Source organism: Streptomyces sp. NPDC038200, assembly GCF_055600785.1.
This window is the reverse complement of sequence record NZ_JBVJYH010000009.1, coordinates 126,409-144,907: the sequence shown is the minus strand read 5'-3', so window position 1 is coordinate 144,907 and position 18,499 is coordinate 126,409. Positions and strand designations below refer to the sequence as shown.

The following is an 18,499-nucleotide window of genomic DNA, read 5'->3' as shown; positions in this document are numbered from 1 at the left end:
GGGGAAGAACATGGTGGGGAACGGGTCTCTCAGTGGTGCGGTGATCGCGGTGGCCGGCGCGGGCGGGCCGGCCGGGCATGCGGCGCTGGTCCGGCTCGCGGAGGCGGGCGCGGTCGTCGTCGGCGCGGACAACAACCCCGAACGCCTCGCGGAGGCCGTGGACGCGGCGCGCTACGCCCGCGGCGGCGCCACGGTCACCGGCGAGACCGTCGACCTGCTCGACCTGCGGTCCACCCGGGACTGGGCCGCCCGCATCGAGAAGGACCACGGCCGCGTCGACGGCCTGGTCCACCTCGTCGGCGGCTGGCGCGGCAGCGCGACCTTCGCCGAGACCGACCTGGCCGACTGGGACCTGCTGGAGAAGCTGCTCGTCCGCACCGTCCAGCACACGTCCCTCGCCTTCTACGACGCCCTGCAGCGCAGCGACCGCGGCCGGTACGTGCTCATCAGCGCCGCCGGCGCGTCGCAGCCGACGGCGGGCAACGCGGCGTACTCCGCCGCCAAGGCCGCGGCCGAGGCGTGGACGCTCGCGATGGCCGACGGCTTCCGCAAGGCCGGGATCGCCGAGGGCGCCGAGGGGCCGCGCTCGGCGGCTGCCATCCTGGTGGTGAAGGCGTTGGTGCACGACGCGATGCGCGCCGAGCGCCCCAACGCGAAGTTCGCGGGTTTCACGGACGTCAAGGACCTGGCCGAGGCCGTCGAGGGCGTCTGGAGCAAGCCCCCCGCCGAAGTGAACGGAAACCGTCTGTGGCTGACCGAGAAGCCGTGAATCCTCCCAAGACCGACGCGCGTCGCCATCACGACCCGCAGGTCCGCGGTTTCGCCAGTGACAACTACGCCGGAGTCCACCCGGAGATCCTGGCCGCCGTCGCGCTCGCGAACGGCGGCCACCAGGTGGCCTACGGCGAGGACGACTACACCGAGAATCTCCAGCGGATCGTCCGCGGCCACTTCGGTGCCACCGCGGAGGCCTTCCCGGTCTTCAACGGCACCGGGGCGAACGTGGTCGCGCTCCAGGCGGTCACCGACCGCTGGGGCGCGGTGATCTGTGCCGAGAGCGCGCACATCAACGTGGACGAGGGCGGCGCGCCCGAGCGCATGGGCGGGTTGAAGCTGCTCACCGTGCCCACGCCCGACGGCAAGCTCACGCCCGAGCTGATCGACCGGCAGGCCTGGGGGTGGGAGGACGAGCACCGCGCGATGCCGCAGGTCGTCTCGATCACCCAGAGCACGGAGCTGGGCACGCTCTACACGCCCGAGGAGATCCGCGCGATCTGCGAGCACGCCCACGCGCGCGGCATGAAGGTGCACCTGGACGGCTCCCGGATAGCCAACGCCGCCGCCTCCCTGGACGTGCCCATGCGGACGTTCACCAACGCGGTCGGCGTCGACATCCTCTCGCTGGGCGGGACGAAGAACGGCGCGCTGTTCGGCGAGGCGGTCGTCGTCATCAACCAGGACGCGGTGCGGCAGATGAAGCACCTGCGCAAGATGTCGATGCAGCTGGCCTCCAAGATGCGCTTCGTCTCCGTGCAGCTGGAGGCCCTCCTCGCCAAGGACCTGTGGCTGCGCAACGCCCGCCACGCCAACGAGATGGCCCAGCGGCTCGCCGAGGGCGTCCGCGCGGTGCACGGCGTGGAGATCCTCTACCCGGTGCAGGCCAACGGCGTCTTCGCCAAGCTCCCGCACGACGTGAGCGAGCGGCTGCAGAAGCGGTTCCGGTTCTACTTCTGGGACGAGGCCGCCGGAGTGGTGCGCTGGATGTGCTCCTTCGACACGACCGAGGACGACGTCGACACGTTCGTGGCGGCCCTGAAGGAGGAGATGGCCCGGTAGCGGGCCCTCCCCTCTTGATGCATAGATATGCGGTCACCTGAAAAGTCATTGACTCTCGGGTGATCGCATTTCTATGCTCTGCGGGCATGGAGCTGATCCAGAACACTGCCGACCTGTCCGCCTATCTGGCCGCCGACGAGGTCATCGACCACCATCATCCAGTGGTCCGGCGGACGGCCGCGCGCCTCGCGGCGGAGGCCGCCGACTCGTATGAGTATGCGCGGGTCGCCTATGAGTTCGTACGGGACACCATCCCGCACTCCCAGGACTCCGGGGATCTCCGCGTCACCTGGCGCGCCTCGGACGTGCTCGCCCTGGGCACCGGTATCTGCTACGCCAAGTCCCACGCCCTGGCCGCCCTGCTGCGGGCCGAGGACATCCCGACCGCCCTGTGCTATCAACGCCTGGCCGACGGCGAGGGCGGCCACGCGGTGCACGGTCTGGTCGCCGTCCGCTTCCGCGGGGCCTGGCACCGTCAGGACCCCCGCGGCAACAAACCGGGTGTCGACGCCCGGTTCTCCCTGGACGGCGAGCGACTGGCCTGGACCCCGGACCCGGCCTCCCAGGAACTGGATCATCCGGTCCTGTACGCGGAACCGCATCCGGCCGTCATGGCCGCCCTCCGGGCAGCCCCCGACCGCCCGTCCCTGTGGCGGACGCTCCCCGACACCCTCTGAGAAGGCTTGCTCCCCCCGCGACGGGGGCGGGGTCACCGGCGGCGCGTCGCGGTCTCAGTGGGCCTCGGCCGCGCGCAGCTGCTCCGTCGTGGGTGCCGTGCCGCCCAGGTGCGCCGGCAGCCACCAGGAGTCCTCCGGGTCCCTGGGGCGGCCCGGGTACGCCCGCTGGGCGGCTTCCAGCAGCTCCTGGACGCGCTCGCGCAGGCGGCGGGTGATGGCACCGGCGTACTGGTCGCGGGGCGCCTCCACCGCCTCGCCGACACGGATCGTGACGGGCAGGTGGCTGCGCTTGAAGTTGCGGGGCTGCCCCTTCGTCCACAGCCGCTGCGTGCCCCACACCGTCATCGGGATCAGCGGGACGCCCGCCTCCTGGGCCAGCCGGGCCGCGCCCGACTTGAAGCTCTTCAGCGTGAAGGACTGCGAGATGGTCGCCTCCGGGAACACCCCGATGATCTCGCCGGAGCGCAGCGAGTCCAGCGCGTGGGCGTACGCCGCCTCGCCCTGCGCGCGGTCCACCGGGATGTGCTTCATCCCGCGCATCAGCGGCCCGGACACCTTGTGGCGGAAGACGGACTCCTTCGCCATGAAACGCACCAGGCGCTTCTGCGGCAGGGCGGCCAGGCCGTTGAAGACGAAGTCCAGATAGCTGATGTGATTGCTCACCAGCACGGCGCCGCCCGCGCGCGGGATGTTCTCCGAACCCTGGCAATCGATCTTCAGGTCCCAGACCTTGAACAACGTCTTGGCGAAACCGATGACGGGACGGTAGACCAGCTCTGCCATGGGCGGGGCGGACCCTTTCTGCTCTGCTCGGGAAAGGGGCTTCCCGGCGGGAAGTTACGCAGCCGTAGGTTTACGGTGTCTCGCAGATCGTGCCCGAAGAACGGACGGGGAGCCAGTCCTGGTGCCCCCCTGTGGCGAGATCCTCGTCACGTCGGCCTAACCCCCACCTCGGATCTGCGAGTCCGCCTCACTCCGCCCGTGCCGCCGCTCTCCGTAGAAGCAGGAACATTTCGCACCCCAGGCAGTAGCCGAACAGCGCGTTCAGGAAGGCGGCGGCGAGCGCGGCCCCGGTCGCCGCGAGCCCGAGCCACTCCGGCCCCGCGGTGAACCCGGCGAGACCGAGCGCGGCGCACACCAGGCCGACGGTCTGCGCGAACCGCGGCGGCTGCGGCGGCTCGAACTCCCTCGGCGGTCCGAGCCGCGGGCGTATCACCGTCCGGAACACCCAGCCGTACGGCGAGCGGTCGACGCCCCCGGCCGCGCCCAGTGCGAAGACCAGCGTCTGCCAGCCCAGCACCCAGGGGTTCTCCGTGCTCAGCGCCACCGCCAGTACGGCCGTGGTGACGGCCGCCGCGAACCGCGGCCCCCGTGCGTCGATGTCCATGAATCAAGCATTCCGCAGGGGGAACCCTCCCGGGAGCCGGGAATCTTTGCAGTCTCGTGAATGCTTGTGCGGAAGATGAGTGGACTGGTGATGTGCTTGGCGGTGCTCGCGGCGGCGAGCGCCTACGGAGTGCTGCACAGGCGACGGAACGGGAGAGTACGGGTGCGCGGGCGTGACGAGGGCAAGCGGTTCGCAGCGGCCGGACTCGGCGGTGAACTGGGCGAGCGTGCCACGCTCGTACAGTTCTCCAGCGCCTTCTGCGCGCCCTGCCGGGCCACCCGGCGCGTCCTCGGTGAAGTCGCGAGCATGGTCCCGGGCGTGACCCACGTCGAGATCGACGCGGAGGCCCGGCTGGACCTCGTGCGCGAGTGGGGGATCCTCAAGACGCCCACCGTCCTGGTCCTGGACGCCGGCGGACGAGTGGTGCGGCGCGCCACCGGACAGCCCCGCAAGGCCGACGTCATCGCGGCCCTGGGGGAGACCGTGTGAGGGGACGTCAGGGAATGGTGAGACACCTTCCAGATCGCGGAACCCACTTGACTGTGCCCGTCGGCTATCGTCAGCCTGACCGTATGCCGATCGAACTCCTTCTCTACGGGCGGGTCCACGTCGACCTCGCCCGCACCGCGAGCGCGCGCTGTCCCGGCTGCTGAGCAGCCACGGACCCGCTCCTCACTTCTCGCAGAAGGACGACAACTCCATGACGGCCACGCCCGACCTCGGCACCCCCCAGCTCGCCTCCCCCGATCTGCTGCGCAACACCTTCCGCCGGCATGCCGCCGGCGTCGCGGTGATCACCGCGGCCGGCGCCTCCGGCCCGGTCGGTTTCACCGCCACCTCCCTCACCTCCGTCTCCGCCCAGCCGCCGCTCGTCTCCTTCGGCATCGGCGTCGGCGCCTCCAGCTGGCCCGCGATAGCCGAGGCCGACCATGTCGGCGTGCACATACTGGGCGAGCACCAGGACGAGCTGGCCGCCACCTTCGCCCGCAGCGGCGCCGACCGCTTCGGGGCGCCCACCGCCTGGCGGGAGGGACCGGAAGGGGTACCGGTGCTGGACGACGTGCTCGCCTGGCTGGTCTGCCGCATCGTCGGCCGGGTCCCGGCCGGTGATCACCGGATCGTGCTCGCCGAGGTGGTCCTGGGCGACCCCTCGGGCGCCGGCCGCCCCCTCTTGTACCACCAGGGCCGGTTCAACGGCCTGCGGGATTGATCACGTCGCCGTCTCCTGCGGAGCCGTCGAGTTCCGGTTACGCTGCGTTGCGAAGGTCACAGTTCAAAGCGCTTGCTTAGCGGGCAGGAACTGGGTGTACTGACGAGTAATATTTCGGTCGGAGCGCGCGGACGCCCCGACCGGGATCGGCCGCTTGAGGCGCCTATGCTGCCTGCAAGAGGCAGCCCGGAAATGACGATGCAGTAGGAGAGCCGGCGTGAGCTTGAGGATCGTTGTCACTGTGAAGTACGTGCCCGACGCCACTGGCGACCGGCACTTCGCCGATGACCTGACCGTCGACCGCGACGACGTGGACGGTCTGCTCTCCGAACTGGACGAGTACGCGGTCGAGCAGGCCCTCCAGATCGCGGAGAACGCGGACGACGCCGAGGTCACCGTCCTGACGGTCGGCCCCGAGGACGCCAAGGACGCGCTCCGCAAGGCCCTGTCGATGGGTGCCGACAAGGCCATCCACGTCGAGGACGACGACCTGCACGGCACCGACGCCATCGGCACCTCGCTGGTGCTGGCCAAGGCCATCGAGAAGGCCGGCTTCGACCTGGTCGTCTCCGGCATGGCCTCCACCGACGGCACCATGGGTGTCGTCCCCGCGCTGGTCGCCGAGCGCCTGGGCGTCCCGCAGGTCACCCTGCTCTCCGAGGTCTCCGTCGAGGACGGCGTGGTCACGGGCCGTCGTGACGGCGACGCCGCCTCGGAGCAGCTTCAGGCCCAGCTCCCGGCGATCGTCTCGGTGACCGACCAGTCCGGCGAGGCCCGCTACCCGTCCTTCAAGGGCATCATGGCGGCCAAGAAGAAGCCGGTGGAGTCCTGGGACCTGTCCGACCTGGACATCGAGGCCGAGGAGGTCGGCCTGGACGGCGCGTTCACCAAGGTCGAGGTCGCGAACGAGCGTCCGGCCCGTACGGCCGGCACCATCGTCAAGGACGAGGGCGAGGGCGGCAAGCAGCTCGCCGAGTTCCTCGCGGGCCAGAAGTTCATCTAAGGCCCGCCCCGCCGACCGCCCCTCAACTTCGTTTCGCAGGAGAGCAATCCCATGGCTGAAGTCCTCGTCTACGTCGACCACGTGGACGGCGCCGTCCGCAAGCCCACCCTGGAGCTGCTGACCCTGGCCCGCCGCATCGGCGAGCCCGTCGCCGTCGCGCTGGGCAACGGCGCCGCCGACACCGCCGCCACCCTCGCCGAGCACGGCGCGGTGAAGGTCCTCACCCACGACGCGTCCGAGTACGCCGACTACCTGGTCGTGCCGAAGGTGGACGCCCTGCAGGCCGCCCACGAGGCCGTCTCCCCGGCCGCCGTGCTGGTCCCGTCCTCCGCCGAGGGCAAGGAGATCGCCGCCCGCCTGGCGCTGCGCATCGGCTCCGGCATCATCACCGACGCCGTCGACCTGGAGGCCGGCGACGAGGGCCCGGTGGCCACCCAGTCGGTGTTCGCCGCGTCCTTCTCGACCAAGTCCCGTGTCATCAAGGGCACCCCGGTCATCACGGTCAAGCCGAACTCGGCCGCCGTGGAGGCCGCGCCGGCCGCCGGCGCGGTCGAGGCGCTCGCCGTGACCTTCTCCGACCAGGCCACCGGCACCAAGGTCACCGGTCGCACGCCGCGTGAGTCGACGGGCCGCCCGGAGCTGACCGAGGCCGCGATCGTGGTCTCCGGCGGCCGCGGTGTCAACGGCGCCGAGAACTTCTCGATCATCGAGGCGCTCGCCGATTCCCTGGGTGCGGCCGTCGGCGCCTCGCGTGCCGCGGTGGACGCCGGCTGGTACCCGCACACCAACCAGGTCGGCCAGACCGGCAAGTCCGTCTCGCCGCAGCTGTACATCGCCAACGGCATCTCCGGCGCCATCCAGCACCGTGCCGGCATGCAGACCTCGAAGACCATCGTGGCCGTCAACAAGGACGCCGAGGCCCCGATCTTCGAGCTGGTCGACTTCGGCGTGGTCGGCGACCTCTTCGACGTCGTCCCGCAGCTGACCGACGAGATCAAGACCCGCAAGGGCTGAGCTCCGCCTGCGCCGTACGAGGCCCCCGTGACCGCACAGACGGTCACGGGGGCCTCGCTTCGTTCCGGCGTCAGGGACCCTGCGCGGGCAGGTGATCGCCGGGAACCGGCCGAGCGGCGAGATGGTGGCGGCCGAGGTTCGGTGGGCCGTGACGCCGGCTCGGCGATGGGGTCCGGTGGTAAGTGCTGTACTGGACAGGGGTACGGCCACCATGGCCGCGGGCGCGGTCCGCAGGCCCGTACGGCGCGTGACCCGGCCGGGGACCGGCACGGGTACTCCTTCCGCGGCGGCCGGCCGGACGAGTCCTCGCTGGTGCGCGGTGCGCCGGGAGCATGCGGCCAGGGCGCCGACCGGACGGACGTGAACATGCCGGGATCGTGGAAGGGGAGCGCGCGGAATGCGGTGTTGACCAGCGGAAGGTTGGCAGATAACTTCGCTATACGGATTGTTGATTCCATAAAGCGGAAATACTGGAGGGTGTGGGATGGGTCAGCAGGAGAAGGTGGCGACGAGCCTCGCGGGCGCCGTCAGCGAGGAGATCAGCGCCTCCCTCGCCCCGGTCGACGCGGAGCTGGAGCGCCACTACCCCGGGGACCCCGGCACCCGGCAGCCCGTCCACACCGTGTACGTCCCCGGTGACGTCTTCGCCGCCGACACCCTCCGCTCCTGGGGCGACCAGGCCCTCGCCGCCCTCGACGAACACGCCCCCGACGCCGCCTCCTTCGCGGCTGTCCTCGGCCTCGCCGACGATCTGGCCGAGCCGGTCTACTCCCGCGTCCGCGCCAAGCTGGAGCGCGAGCCCATCGAGGACCTGCGCGTCGACTTCGAGGACGGCTACGGCCCCCGGCCCGACGCCGAGGAGGACGAGACGGCCGCCCGGGCCGCCCGTCTGATCGCCGAGGCGTACCGGAGCGGCACGGCGGCGCCGTACATGGGCATCCGCATGAAGTGCATGGAAGCCGCCGTACGCGACCGCGGCATCCGCACCCTCGACGTCTTCCTCACCGGCCTGATGGAGGCCGGCGGCCTGCCCGAGGGGCTGGTCCTGACCCTGCCCAAGGTGACGTACCCCGAGCAGGTGAGCGCCTTCGTCCGGCTCCTGGAAGCCTTCGAGAAGGCGCACGGCCTGGACGCCGGCCGGCTGGGCTTCGAGATCCAGGTCGAGACCAGCCAGGCCATCCTGGCCACCGACGGCACCGCCACCGTCGCCCGTCTGATCCAGGCCGCCGAGGGCCGCGCCACCGGACTGCACTACGGCACCTTCGACTACAGCGCCTGCCTCGGCGTCTCCGCCGCCTACCAGGCCAGCGACCACCCGGCCGCCGACCACGCCAAGGCGATCATGCAGGTCGCCGCCGCCGGTACCGGCGTCCGCGTCTCCGACGGCTCCACCAACGTCCTCCCCGTCGGCCCGACCGCCAAGGTCCACGACGCCTGGCGCCTGCACTACGGCCTCACCCGCCGTGCCCTCGCCCGCGCCTACTACCAGGGCTGGGACATGCATCCCGGCCACATCCCCACCCGCTACGCGGCCGTCTTCGCCTTCTACCGCGAGGGCTTCGAGCAGGCGGCGGCCCGTCTCGCCCGGTACGTCAACCGGGCCGGCGGCGACGTCATGGACGAGCCCGCCACCGCCAAGGCCCTCAGCGGCTATCTGCTGCGCGGCCTGGACTGCGGCGCCCTGGACATCGCCGAGGTCGCCCGGCTCGCCGGCCTGACCCGCGCCGACCTGGAGGGCTTCGCGGCGCCCCGGCGCGGCGACCTGACGGCCTCCGCGCAGTAGGGGCCACCGCCCCGGCCGAGCCGGGGACCGTCCCCCCGCCCCGCGGCGAAGCGGCGGGACCGGCCCCGAGGCCCGGCTCCCGCCGCGCGGCCGGACTCAGTCCGCCGGCGGCAGCTCGCCCGAGCCGCGGGTGATCAGCCGGGTCGGCAGCTCGATCCGCTCGGGTGCCACGAGGGAGCCGTCGAGCTGGCGGAAGAGGCGCTCGGCCGCGGTACGGCCCAGGGCCGCCGCGTCCTGGGCGACGACCGTGACGCCCGGCTGGAGCAGATCGGCCAGCTCGATGTCGTCGAAGCCCACGAAGGCGACCGGGCGGGACCGCTCTGCCAGGACCCGGACCACGGTGACGGTCACCCGGTTGTTGCCGGCGAAGATCGCGGTCACGGGGTCCGGGCCGGACAGCATCTCCTCCGCAGCCCGGCGCACCCGCTCCGGGTTCGTCGCCCCGAGGGACATCCAGTGCTCGTCGACGGCTATGCCGGCGTCCTCCATGGCCGCCCGGTACCCCCGCAGCCGCTCGGCCGCGGTGTGGATGCGGGGCATGTCGCCGATGAACCCGATCCGGCGGTGGCCGTGCGCGATGAGGTGGGCGACACCGTCGCGGGCACCGCCGAAGTTGTCGGACAGGACCACGTCGGCGTCGATGCGGCCGGCCGGGCGGTCCACGAACACCGTCGCCACGCCGGCCCGGATCTCCGGCTCCAGATAGCGGTGGTCGTCCCCGGCCGGGATCACCACGAGACCGTCCACCCGGCGCGCGCACAGGGCCAGCGCCAGCTCCTGCTCGCGCTCGGGGTCCTCGGCGCTGGAGCCGTTGATCAGCAGGGCGCCATGGGCGCGGGCCACTTCCTCGACGGCGCGGCTGAGCGGGCCGTAGAACGGGTCCGCGAGATCCTCCAGGACCAGGCCGATGCTCGCCGTACGGCCCTTGCGCAGCACCCGGGCGCTGTCGTTGCGGCGGAAGCCGAGCGCGTCGATCGCCTCCTGCACCCGGCGCTCGGTGTCCGGGGTGACCCCGGGCTCGCCGTTGACCACCCGGGAGACCGTCTTCAGTCCCACCCCGGCGCGCGCCGCCACGTCCTTCATCGTCGGGCGGTTGCCGTACCGGTTCCCGGGAAGGCGGTCTGCGCGGCGGGTGGTCTCGGGCACGATGCGCTGTCCTGTCTCTCGTACGTCTCTTCCCACGGGTGCGTGACCCGTGGGCTTGTATGAGGATGTGGCGTCGAGCATAGAGCCTGGACAACGTTGTCAGATGCGAGAGAGACTGTCCACCGCTGTCTCCGGCCTGCGCCCCCACCGCCTGACCGGCCTGCCTCTCTTTGGTTCTCGAGTTTCAACGGGGAGATCTGACTCTGATGCACACCGACCTCGTGGCGGCCCTGGACATCGGCGGCACCAAGATCGCCGGCGCACTGGTGGACGACGACGGACGGATCCTGGCCCGGGCCCAGCGCGCCACGCCCGCCCAGCAGGACGGAGAAACGGTCATGCGGGCCGTCGAGGAGGTGCTCGGCGACCTCGCCGGGTCGCCCCTGTGGGGACGCGCCGGCTCGGTCGGAATCGGCAGCGCCGGTCCGGTGGACGCCTCCGCGGGCACCGTCAGCCCGGTGAACGTGCCGGGCTGGCGCGAGTTCCCGCTGGTCGACCGGGTGCGCACGGCGACCGGGGGCCTGCCGGTCGAGCTGATCGGCGACGGCGTCGCGATCACGGCGGCCGAGCACTGGCAGGGCGCCGCCCGCGGCCACGACAACGCGCTGTGCATGGTGGTCTCCACCGGTGTCGGCGGCGGCCTGGTGCTCGGCGGGCGGCTGCACCCCGGACCGACGGGCAACGCCGGGCACATCGGCCACATCAGCGTCGACCTCGACGGCGATCCCTGTCCGTGCGGCGCGCGCGGCTGTGTGGAGCGCATCGCCAGCGGCCCCAACATCGCCCGTCGGGCGCTGGAGCAGGGCTGGCGCCCCGGACCCGACGGCGACACCTCGGCCGCCGCGGTGGCCGCCGCGGCCCGCGCGGGCGATCCGGTCGCCGTGGCCTCCTTCGAGCGGGCGGCGCAGGCGCTGGCCGCCGGTATCGCGGCCACCGCGACCCTGGTCGAGATCGACATCGCGGTGATCGGCGGGGGAGTGGGCAAGGCGGGCGAGGTCCTGTTCACGCCGCTGCGCAAGGCCCTCACCGACTACGCCACCCTGTCCTTCGTGCGGCGGCTCACCGTGGTGCCCGCGCAGATGGGCACCGACGCGGGCCTGGTCGGCGCCGCCGCGGCAGCGCTGACCCGCAGGCCGGACGCGGCCGCGGCGAGCCGCTAGGGACTGTCACTGCCTTCCCGGACCTGGCCGGGACCGGCCGGGACGCGTGGGTGTGCGCGGCCCGCCCGGTCCGGGCGCGCAGACCCCGTGTACCCGGCGGCCGGGAGGCTCCCGGCCGCCGGCGGGAGCCCGGGGGTTCAGCAGCTGAGGCGGGCGTCCGCCCAGTCCGCGTGGTCCGAGTCGATGCCGTCCCCGCCGTCGGTGACGACGAGCCGGACCACCCGGGCGCCGGTGACGTCGGCCGTGACCGGCTGGGCGGGCATCGTGTTGGTGAGCACGCCCGTGGCGGCTGCCTTGGTGCCGTCCGCCCAGATCTCGAAGGCGACCGAGCCCTTCGTGCCCTTCTCGTCGTCCACGCCGACGTCCGCGGTGACCTTCTCGCAGGCCCTGCCGGTGTAGAAGGAGATGTCGCTGAGCGCGTGCACGCCGAGCCCCTTGGCGTACACCGTCCCGCCGATGCTGAGCGGACGTCCGTCGCCGGCCTCGCTCTCCCCGTTGCTGCGGTCGCGCTCCACCGGCCCCCAGCCGCTGGTGGCCGACAGCCAGGGCAGGGAGCCGAGAGAGGAGGTCCCGGAGGGCGGCGGCACGACGACGGCCGCGGTCAGCGGGAGCGCGCCGGTGACCGGCGTCCCGGACGGCGAGCGGTGACTCGTCCGCAGCGTGAGGCCGTAGGTGCCGGCCGGGGTGCCGGCCGGAGCGGTCACCCGCCAGCCGGTGCGCAGCGCCTTGCCGGTGGGCAGGGCGGCGGCCGATGTCGCCGAGGTGGCCCGTACCGTCCAGCCGGCGGGGCCGGTGAGCGACACGGACACCTGGCGCGCGGGTGTACGGCCGAGATCCGTGACGGTGCTGGTCAGCGCGGCCGGCGTGCCCGCCTCCAGCAACGGGTCGTCGTCCAGACCGAGTTCGACGGCGGGCGGCTGGTCGGCCCAGTCCGGGTCGGCCGTCACCCGCAGCAGGACCGTGCCGTGGGCCGGGACGGTGGCCGCGATGGTGCCGGCGGTGTTGTAGCCGCGGTGCTGCCACAGGTCCCGCAGGGTGTAGGCGTCGGCGTCCGGGAGGCCGACGGCACGCGCGCTGGTGGCGATCCGCTGGGCGGTGCCGGATTCGTTGAAGAGGGCCACCGCACGGCTGCCGTCCTTCATCTCCTTGGCGACGACCCAGCGTCCGCCCGCGGAGGAGACGACCGTGCCCTGCTTGCCGAGCGGGTCCTGGTCGACGGCGATGACCTCTTTGTTGCCCAGGATGTCGAAGGTCGCCTGGGAGGCCTTGCGCAGGTCGGTGCCGATGAGCAGCGGGGCGGCCATGACCGACCAGAGCGAGAAGTGCGAGCGGTACTCGGTGTCCGTCATGCCGCCGTTGCCCACCTCCAGCATGTCGGGGTCGTTCCAGTGGCCGGGGCCGGCGTACGGCGCGAGCGGGAGGTTCTGCTTCAGGATCGACAGCATCGAGCTCCAGCTGTCGCTGATGTCACCGGTGGTCCGCCACAGCTGGCCGACGTCCGAGGCCCACTCCCAGGGCTTGTTCTCGCCCCATTCGCAGATGCTGTAGACGATGGGCCGCCCGGTCGCCGCCAGCGCGTCCCGCATGGTCCGGTAGCGCTGCCGGGCGTCGACGCCCTGGTTGTTGCAGTTGTCGTACTTCAGGTAGTCCACGCCCCAGTCGGCGAACTGCCGCGCGTCGCTGTACTCGTGGCCGAGGGCGCCGGGAAAGCCCGCGCTGTTGCAGGTCTTGGTGCCCGCGCTGGTGTAGATACCGAGCTTGAGCCCCTTGGCGTGGACGTAGTCGGCGACCGCCTTGATGCCGCCCGGGAAGCGCACGGGGTCGGGCACCAGCTTGCCGTTCGTGTCGCGGTTCGGCAGGGCCCAGCAGTCGTCCAGGTTGACGTACTGGTAACCGGCGTCCTTCAGGCCCTTCTCCACGAAGAGGTCCGCGATGCCCTTGACCATCGCCTCGTCGAACTCGGCGCGGCAGTGCGTGGAGTTCCAGTTGTTGAAGCCCATGGGCGGGGTGAGGGCGAGGCCGGCGGCCGGTGCCGCGGCGGTCGGGGCCGTGGGGGCCGCGACGGCGGGGGCGGCGAGGCCCGCCGTGCACAGCAGGCCCGCGGTGAGGGCTCCGGCCAGTCTGCGGCGGGTGGTGCGGCTGTGAGGGTGACGCATCGTCGACGTTCCTCCAACTCGCGAGAGGCGGGATGACGGCATGCGGCGGTCCGGCCGGGCACGCCGGGACGAAGGAGGCATGTACGCGTCATCAGTGCGCGTTTACGGTAGGACGTGTCGGAGTCTGTTGGAAGAGGGGCGTACCGGATGGCCGACAACGCGTCAGAACCCTTGACATCGCGGTGTTTTCGCCCCGGTGCAACCATCGAGGCGTTCGGATGTGTTCGCTTCGGCCGGTACGGCTGGGCTCACGGCGACGGGGTTCGAGGAGCCGCGCGGGGCGCTGTCACCGGGTTCCGCGTGACTCCTGGCCGTCCGCGCAGTTGGTCAGCGCATGAAGAAGCGCAGCATGCTCGCCCTCGCCACCCTCGCCACCGGCTTCGTCGTGGCCGCCGTCACCCCGTCCCACGCGGCGGACCAGGACCCCGTCAAGGACCTGAACGTCTCCGGCACCCTCGACACGGCCGATCACCTCGTCAGCGACGACACCCTGACCGTCGACGAGAACCCTCTCGGCCGGAAGTAGAGCCACTCTCGTACGGCGTACGTGCCGGTGCCCCCGCCGCGGGGGCACCGGCACCGCCGTGTGCGGGCGGGCAGGCGCCCTCAACGGGAGGGGGTTTCCGTGGCAGGGTGGAGCGGGCAAGCCACAGGGGGCCAAACAGAAGAGGGGGAGTCCGTGACCGTCGTCTGGATCAACGGCGCGTTCGGTGCGGGGAAGACCACGACCGCACGCGAACTGATCGAGCTGATCCCGAACAGCGCGCTCTTCGACCCCGAGGTCATCGGCGGGGCGCTCACGCACCTGCTGCCGCCCAAGCACCTCGCCGAGGTCGGCGACTTCCAGGACCTGCCGGCCTGGCGCCGACTGGTGGTGGACACCGCCGCCGCGATCCTCGCCGAACTGGGCGGCACGCTCGTGGTGCCCATGACCCTGCTCCGCCAGGAGTACCGCGACGAGATCTTCGGCGGCCTCGCGGCCCGCCGGATCCCCGTGCACCATCTGCTCCTCGCCCCGGCCGAAACGATCCTGCGCGAGCGGATAGCCGGGCGGGAGGTCCCGCCGGACCTCCCCGACGGCGAGATGCGGGTACGGCAGTGGTCGTACGACCACATCGAGCCCTACCGCGCCGCCCTCGCGGCCTGGCTCACCGCCGACGCCCACCCGGTCGACTCCAGCGCCCTCTCCCCGTACGAGACCGCCGTCCGCATCGCCGAGGCCGTGGGCAGCGGCGCCGTACCCGCCTGCGACATCGTGCAGACCCCCGAGCCGACGGCGGAGACGCTCGCCGCCGGCGTGCTGCTCTTCGACGAGCAGGACCGGGTGCTGCTCGTCGACCCCACCTACAAGCCGGGCTGGGAGTTCCCCGGTGGCGTGGTGGAGCGGGGGGAGGCCCCGGCCCGCGCCGGGATGCGCGAGGTCGCGGAGGAGACCGGGATACGGCTGCGGGAGGTGCCCCGGCTGCTCGTCGTGGACTGGGAACGGCCCGCCCCGCCCGGCTTCGGCGGGCTGCGGCTGCTGTTCGACGGCGGCCGGCTGGAGTCCGGCGAGGCGTCCCGGGTCCTGCTGCCCGGCCCGGAGCTGCGCGCGTGGCGGTTCGCCACGGAGCAGGAGGCCGCCGCGATGCTGCCGCCGGTCCGCTACGAGCGGCTGCGCTGGGCGCTGCGCGCGCGCGAGCGGGGCGCCGCGCTCTATCTGGAGGCGGGCGTGCCGGTCGGCTGACCGCCGCCTGGCGCGGGGGGCGGCTTCGGGAGCCTTTCGCGCCGTCGTCCACGCGCCGCCCACGGCCGAGGGCCCCCGCCCGGTGGCGAGGGCCCTCGGCCGTGGGCGGACGGGGTCAGTCCGCCGCGTAGTTGCGCAGGAACAGCGCCTCGGCGACCGAAAGCCGCTCCAGTTCCTCGGGGGACACGCTCTCGTTGACCGCGTGGATCTGCGCCTCGGGCTCGCTCAGCCCGATGAGCAGGATCTCCGCCTCCGGGTAGAGCCCGGCGAGGGTGTTGCACAGCGGGATGGAGCCGCCCTGGCCGGCGTAGCTCATGGTCTCGCCCGGGTAGGCCACGGCCATCGCGTCGGCCATCGCCTGGTAGGCGGGACTGGTGGTGTCGGCGCGGAACGCCTGGCCCTGGCCGATCTGCTCGGTGGTGACCCGGGCGCCCCACGGCGTGTGCGCCTCGACGTGCGCCTGGAGCAGCTTGCTGGCCTCCGCCGCGTCCGTGCCCGGCGGCACCCGCAGGCTGATCAGGGCGCGGGCGCTCGACTGCACCGAGGGGGTCGCGCCGACGACCGGCGGGCAGTCGATGCCGAGCACGGTGACGGCCGGGCGGGCCCAGATACGGTCGGCGACCGATCCGTCACCGATCAGCTCCACGCCGTCCAGCACCCTGGCGTCCGAGCGGAACTGCTCCTCGGTGTACTCCAGGCCGTCCCACCGCGCCGCGGTGTCCAGGCCGTCGACCGTGGTCGAGCCGTCCTCGGCGCGCAGCGAGTCCAGGACCCGGATCAGCGCGGCCAGCGCGTCGGGGGCGGCACCGCCGAACTGGCCCGAGTGCAGGTTGCCGGCCAGGGTGTCGATCCGCACCCGGACCAGCGTCATGCCGCGCAGGGTGGTGGTGACCGTCGGCAGGCCGACCCGGAAGTTGCCCGCGTCGCCGATGACGATGGTGTCCGCCGCCAGCAGCTCGGGGTGCTGCTCGGCGTACCGCTCCAGGCCGCCCGTGCCCTGCTCCTCGGAGCCCTCGGCGATCACCTTCACGTGCACCGGGACGCCGCCGTTGGCCTTGAGGGCGCGCAGCGCGAGCAGATGCATGATGAAGCCGCCCTTGCAGTCGGCGGTCCCGCGGCCGTACCAGCGGCCGTCGCGCTCGGTCAGCTCGAACGGCGGGGTGACCCAGCCGGCCTCGTCCAGCGGGGGCTGTACGTCGTAGTGCGCATAGAGGAGAACCGTTTTGGCACCCTCCGGGCCCGGCAGGTAGCCGTACACCGACTGCGTGCCGTCCGGGGTGTCCAGCAGGGCCACGTCCGTGAAGCCCTCGTCGCGCAGCGCGTCGGCGACCCAGTTGGCCGCGGCCTCGCTCTCGCTCTTCGGGAACTGCGTGAAGTCCGCCACCGACTTGAAGGCGACCAGCTCGGTCAGCTCCGCCTTGGCCCGGGGCAGCAGCGAGGCGACGGTCTCGGCGACCGGATTCGACGGCATGGGCACGCTCCTCGTGGGTGCGACGTTGTACGGGGTGAGTACACCGATCCTCCCACAGCGGCCTGCGCGGACCATCGCCGTAGGATGCGAGAGGACACTTGGCAGCGGCTTTGATCGGAGCGGTAGACCATCGTGAGCGGCGAGAACTCTTCGGCGGACGACGTGCAGCGGGTGTGGGACGTCGTCGTGGTGGGCGCGGGCCCGGCGGGCGCCTCGGCCGCCTATGCGGCAGCGGTCGCCGGACGGCGCGTGCTGTTGCTGGAGAAGGCCGAGTTGCCCCGCTACAAAACGTGCGGCGGCGGCATCATCGGCCCCTCGCGCGACTCCCTGCCACCCGGCTTCGAGCTGCCCTTCCGGGATCGGGTGCACGCGGTCACCTTCTCCAACAACGGCCGTTTCACCCGCACCCGCCGCTCCAAGCAGATGCTGTTCGGGCTGATCAACCGCCCCGAGTTCGACCAGCAGCTGGTCGAGCACGCCCAGAAGGCGGGCGCCGAACTGCGGACGGGCGTCACGGTGCAGCGGGTCGAGCAGCACGGCTCGGCGGTGCCGGACCGGCGCACGGTCGCCGTCGTCCTCCAGGGCGGGGAGACGGTGCTGGCCCGCGCGGTCGTCGGAGCCGACGGCAGCGCCAGCCGGATAGGGGCCCACGTCGGCGTGAAGCTCGACCAGGTCGACCTCGGACTGGAGGCGGAGATCCCGGTGCCGGAGACGGTCGCCGAGGACTGGAAGGGGCGGGTCCTCATCGACTGGGGCCCGATGCCGGGCAGTTACGGCTGGGTCTTCCCGAAGGGCGACACGCTGACGGTCGGGGTGATCTCCGCGCGCGGCGAAGGCGCGGCAACCAAGCGGTACTTGGAGGACTTCATCGCCCGGCTGGGGCTCGCCGGGTTCGAACCGGCCATCTCCTCCGGGCACCTGACCCGCTGCCGCGCCGACGACTCGCCGCTGTCCCGGGGCCGTGTGCTGGTCTGCGGTGACGCGGCGGGCCTGCTGGAGCCGTGGACCCGCGAGGGCATCTCCTTCGCGCTGCGCTCGGGCCGGCTGGCGGGGGAGTGGGCGGTCCGTATCGCCGAGGCGCACGACGCGGTGGACACCCGGCGCCAGGCCCTGAACTACGCGTTCGCGATCAAGGCGGGCCTGGGTGTGGAGATGAGTGTCGGCAAGCGCATGCTGGCCGCGTTCGAACGCCGTCCCGGCATCTTCCACGCGGCCCTCACCGGCTTCCGCCCCGCCTGGCGGGCCTTCCGGGACATCACGCAGGGTTCGACCTCGCTGGGCGAGCTGGTCCGTTCCCACCCGCTCGCCCAGCGTGCCCTGACCGCGCTGGACCGGGGGCCGGCCGTCCCGGCCGCGGAGGAACCCGTCAGTTCGTGACGGTGATCCGGAAGACCGGGTGGTCCTGGGCGCAGGCGATGATCTCCTCGTCCGAGGAGCGGGCGGTCACCCCGTCGAAGTACTGGTTGACCTCCCACCCCCACTTCTCCAGATAGGTCCGCAGGATCGGGAGCTTCTCGGCATCGGGAAGCTCCACCGCGGTGAAGGCGCGCACCTTGCGGCCGACCCGCAGTTCGCCGCCGCCGGCCGCGCGCATGTTCCGCACCCACTGGGAGTGGCCGCGCGCGGAGACCAGATACTGCCCGCCGTCACAGACGTGCGGGTTGACCGGGATGCGCTGCATCTTGCCGCTCTTGCGGCCCGGTACGGACATCTCGGCGGTGCCGGCGAGGCTGAGCCCGTGCCGGGCGAGCCAGCCGATCACGCTGTTCAGGCGGACGTTGAGCGGGCTGCCCTGGAGGTAGTACGGCGACGACGAAGACATGGTGACCCCCCACGATCGAAGTGCGAGAGCGGTGCTCTCGCTCTCCTCCACTGTGGAGCAGACAGGCGCTCCAGGGCAAGAGCAGTGCTCTCTTTTCGGTTTGCCGCTCTC

General features: G+C 72.3%; 18 protein-coding genes. 12 read left to right on the top strand and 6 right to left on the bottom strand.

Going from position 1 to position 18,499, the window contains the following annotated elements; all coding sequences use genetic code 11:
• Nucleotides 1–10: 10 nt before the first annotated feature.
• The 3 genes from ACZ7KF_RS20510 (at nt 11) to ACZ7KF_RS20500 (ending at nt 2,513) form a co-directional block, all read left to right on the top strand.
• On the top strand, nt 11–769 hold the full coding sequence (locus ACZ7KF_RS20510; protein ID WP_471076653.1) for an SDR family NAD(P)-dependent oxidoreductase: 759 nt from the start codon (nt 11–13) through the stop codon (nt 767–769).
• Nucleotides 766–1,836 carry a threonine aldolase family protein gene (locus ACZ7KF_RS20505; RefSeq protein WP_471076650.1) on the top strand — a complete coding sequence of 357 codons (1,071 nt, stop codon included), beginning with the start codon at nt 766–768 and terminating at the stop codon, nt 1,834–1,836. The genes ACZ7KF_RS20510 and ACZ7KF_RS20505 overlap by 4 nt, the downstream gene beginning before the upstream one ends.
• An 86-nt stretch (nt 1,837–1,922) precedes the next feature.
• Nucleotides 1,923–2,513 carry a transglutaminase-like domain-containing protein gene (locus ACZ7KF_RS20500; protein ID WP_471076647.1) on the top strand — a complete coding sequence of 197 codons (591 nt, stop codon included), beginning with the start codon at nt 1,923–1,925 and terminating at the stop codon, nt 2,511–2,513.
• A 54-nt stretch (nt 2,514–2,567) separates the two neighbouring features.
• Here ACZ7KF_RS20500 and ACZ7KF_RS20495 read toward each other — a convergent pair whose 3' ends face one another.
• Both ACZ7KF_RS20495 and ACZ7KF_RS20490 read right to left on the bottom strand, forming a co-directional pair.
• Entirely contained in the window at nt 2,568–3,296 is a 729-nt protein-coding gene (locus tag ACZ7KF_RS20495) for a lysophospholipid acyltransferase family protein (protein ID WP_471076644.1), read from the bottom strand.
• A gap of 187 nt (nt 3,297–3,483) precedes the next feature.
• Nucleotides 3,484–3,900, bottom strand: coding sequence for a DUF4395 domain-containing protein (locus ACZ7KF_RS20490; RefSeq protein WP_471076641.1), 417 nt, complete (start codon nt 3,898–3,900; stop codon nt 3,484–3,486).
• Nucleotides 3,901–3,975: 75 nt separating this feature from the next.
• Between ACZ7KF_RS20490 and ACZ7KF_RS20485 the strand changes: the two genes are divergently transcribed.
• From ACZ7KF_RS20485 to ACZ7KF_RS20465, 5 genes are all read left to right on the top strand, one after another.
• Nucleotides 3,976–4,389 (top strand): TlpA family protein disulfide reductase, encoded by a 414-nt coding sequence (locus ACZ7KF_RS20485; RefSeq protein ID WP_471076639.1) that lies wholly within the window; start codon nt 3,976–3,978, stop codon nt 4,387–4,389.
• Between the two features lie 211 nt (nt 4,390–4,600).
• Nucleotides 4,601–5,110, top strand: coding sequence for a flavin reductase family protein (locus ACZ7KF_RS20480; RefSeq protein WP_471076636.1), 510 nt, complete (start codon nt 4,601–4,603; stop codon nt 5,108–5,110).
• A gap of 217 nt (nt 5,111–5,327) precedes the next feature.
• Entirely contained in the window at nt 5,328–6,113 is a 786-nt protein-coding gene (locus ACZ7KF_RS20475; protein WP_471076633.1) for an electron transfer flavoprotein subunit beta/FixA family protein, read from the top strand.
• 51 nt (nt 6,114–6,164) lie between these two features.
• Nucleotides 6,165–7,127 (top strand): electron transfer flavoprotein subunit alpha/FixB family protein, encoded by a 963-nt coding sequence (locus ACZ7KF_RS20470; RefSeq protein WP_471076630.1) that lies wholly within the window; start codon nt 6,165–6,167, stop codon nt 7,125–7,127.
• A 484-nt stretch (nt 7,128–7,611) separates the two neighbouring features.
• The gene (locus tag ACZ7KF_RS20465; protein WP_471076627.1) at nt 7,612–8,910 is read left to right on the top strand and encodes a DUF6986 family protein; all 1,299 of its coding nucleotides are present in this window, start codon (nt 7,612–7,614) and stop codon (nt 8,908–8,910) included.
• Nucleotides 8,911–9,006: 96 nt separating this feature from the next.
• On the opposite strand, the gene ACZ7KF_RS20460 is transcribed toward ACZ7KF_RS20465, so the two are convergent.
• Entirely contained in the window at nt 9,007–10,056 is a 1,050-nt protein-coding gene (locus tag ACZ7KF_RS20460; protein WP_471076623.1) for a LacI family DNA-binding transcriptional regulator, read from the bottom strand.
• A 206-nt stretch (nt 10,057–10,262) separates the two neighbouring features.
• Here ACZ7KF_RS20460 and ACZ7KF_RS20455 point away from each other — a divergent pair, with 206 nt between their 5' ends.
• Nucleotides 10,263–11,216: an ROK family protein gene (locus ACZ7KF_RS20455; RefSeq protein WP_471076620.1), complete on the top strand. Its 954-nt coding sequence runs from the start codon at nt 10,263–10,265 to the stop codon at nt 11,214–11,216.
• 137 nt (nt 11,217–11,353) lie between these two features.
• On the opposite strand, the gene ACZ7KF_RS20450 is transcribed toward ACZ7KF_RS20455, so the two are convergent.
• Nucleotides 11,354–13,372 (bottom strand): NPCBM/NEW2 domain-containing protein, encoded by a 2,019-nt coding sequence (locus tag ACZ7KF_RS20450; protein WP_471076616.1) that lies wholly within the window; start codon nt 13,370–13,372, stop codon nt 11,354–11,356.
• A gap of 334 nt (nt 13,373–13,706) precedes the next feature.
• Here ACZ7KF_RS20450 and ACZ7KF_RS20445 point away from each other — a divergent pair, with 334 nt between their 5' ends.
• Nucleotides 13,707–13,898, top strand: a complete 192-nt coding sequence (locus ACZ7KF_RS20445) for a hypothetical protein (RefSeq protein WP_471076613.1) — start codon at nt 13,707–13,709, stop codon at nt 13,896–13,898.
• A gap of 153 nt (nt 13,899–14,051) precedes the next feature.
• On the top strand, nt 14,052–15,095 hold the full coding sequence (locus tag ACZ7KF_RS20440) for an NUDIX hydrolase (protein WP_471076610.1): 1,044 nt from the start codon (nt 14,052–14,054) through the stop codon (nt 15,093–15,095).
• A gap of 115 nt (nt 15,096–15,210) precedes the next feature.
• Here ACZ7KF_RS20440 and ACZ7KF_RS20435 read toward each other — a convergent pair whose 3' ends face one another.
• Nucleotides 15,211–16,566 (bottom strand): M20/M25/M40 family metallo-hydrolase, encoded by a 1,356-nt coding sequence (locus ACZ7KF_RS20435; protein ID WP_471076607.1) that lies wholly within the window; start codon nt 16,564–16,566, stop codon nt 15,211–15,213.
• A gap of 132 nt (nt 16,567–16,698) precedes the next feature.
• On the opposite strand from ACZ7KF_RS20435, the gene ACZ7KF_RS20430 reads away from it, so the two are divergent.
• On the top strand, nt 16,699–17,943 hold the full coding sequence (locus ACZ7KF_RS20430; protein ID WP_471076604.1) for a geranylgeranyl reductase family protein: 1,245 nt from the start codon (nt 16,699–16,701) through the stop codon (nt 17,941–17,943).
• Here the strand turns inward: ACZ7KF_RS20430 and ACZ7KF_RS20425 are convergent.
• The gene (locus ACZ7KF_RS20425; RefSeq protein ID WP_471076601.1) at nt 17,933–18,388 is read right to left on the bottom strand and encodes a nitroreductase family deazaflavin-dependent oxidoreductase; all 456 of its coding nucleotides are present in this window, start codon (nt 18,386–18,388) and stop codon (nt 17,933–17,935) included. The genes ACZ7KF_RS20430 and ACZ7KF_RS20425 overlap by 11 nt on opposite strands.
• Nucleotides 18,389–18,499 lie beyond the last annotated feature (111 nt).

Excerpts from the sequence above, each read along its gene's own strand:
- ACZ7KF_RS20425 (WP_471076601.1), bottom strand. The coding sequence starts at position 18,388 with ATGTCTTCGTCGTCGCCGTACTACCTCCAGGGCAGCCCGCTCAACGTC.
- ACZ7KF_RS20455 (WP_471076620.1), top strand. The coding sequence starts at position 10,263 with ATGCACACCGACCTCGTGGCGGCCCTGGACATCGGCGGCACCAAGATC.
- ACZ7KF_RS20435 (WP_471076607.1), bottom strand. The coding sequence starts at position 16,566 with ATGCCGTCGAATCCGGTCGCCGAGACCGTCGCCTCGCTGCTGCCCCGG.
- ACZ7KF_RS20445 (WP_471076613.1), top strand. The coding sequence starts at position 13,707 with ATGAAGAAGCGCAGCATGCTCGCCCTCGCCACCCTCGCCACCGGCTTC.
- ACZ7KF_RS20500 (WP_471076647.1), top strand. The coding sequence starts at position 1,923 with ATGGAGCTGATCCAGAACACTGCCGACCTGTCCGCCTATCTGGCCGCC.
- ACZ7KF_RS20510 (WP_471076653.1), top strand. The coding sequence starts at position 11 with ATGGTGGGGAACGGGTCTCTCAGTGGTGCGGTGATCGCGGTGGCCGGC.
- ACZ7KF_RS20480 (WP_471076636.1), top strand. The coding sequence starts at position 4,601 with ATGACGGCCACGCCCGACCTCGGCACCCCCCAGCTCGCCTCCCCCGAT.
- ACZ7KF_RS20465 (WP_471076627.1), top strand. The coding sequence starts at position 7,612 with ATGGGTCAGCAGGAGAAGGTGGCGACGAGCCTCGCGGGCGCCGTCAGC.
- ACZ7KF_RS20485 (WP_471076639.1), top strand. The coding sequence starts at position 3,976 with ATGAGTGGACTGGTGATGTGCTTGGCGGTGCTCGCGGCGGCGAGCGCC.
- ACZ7KF_RS20470 (WP_471076630.1), top strand. The coding sequence starts at position 6,165 with ATGGCTGAAGTCCTCGTCTACGTCGACCACGTGGACGGCGCCGTCCGC.
- ACZ7KF_RS20490 (WP_471076641.1), bottom strand. The coding sequence starts at position 3,900 with ATGGACATCGACGCACGGGGGCCGCGGTTCGCGGCGGCCGTCACCACG.
- ACZ7KF_RS20495 (WP_471076644.1), bottom strand. The coding sequence starts at position 3,296 with ATGGCAGAGCTGGTCTACCGTCCCGTCATCGGTTTCGCCAAGACGTTG.
- ACZ7KF_RS20450 (WP_471076616.1), bottom strand. The coding sequence starts at position 13,372 with ATGCGTCACCCTCACAGCCGCACCACCCGCCGCAGACTGGCCGGAGCC.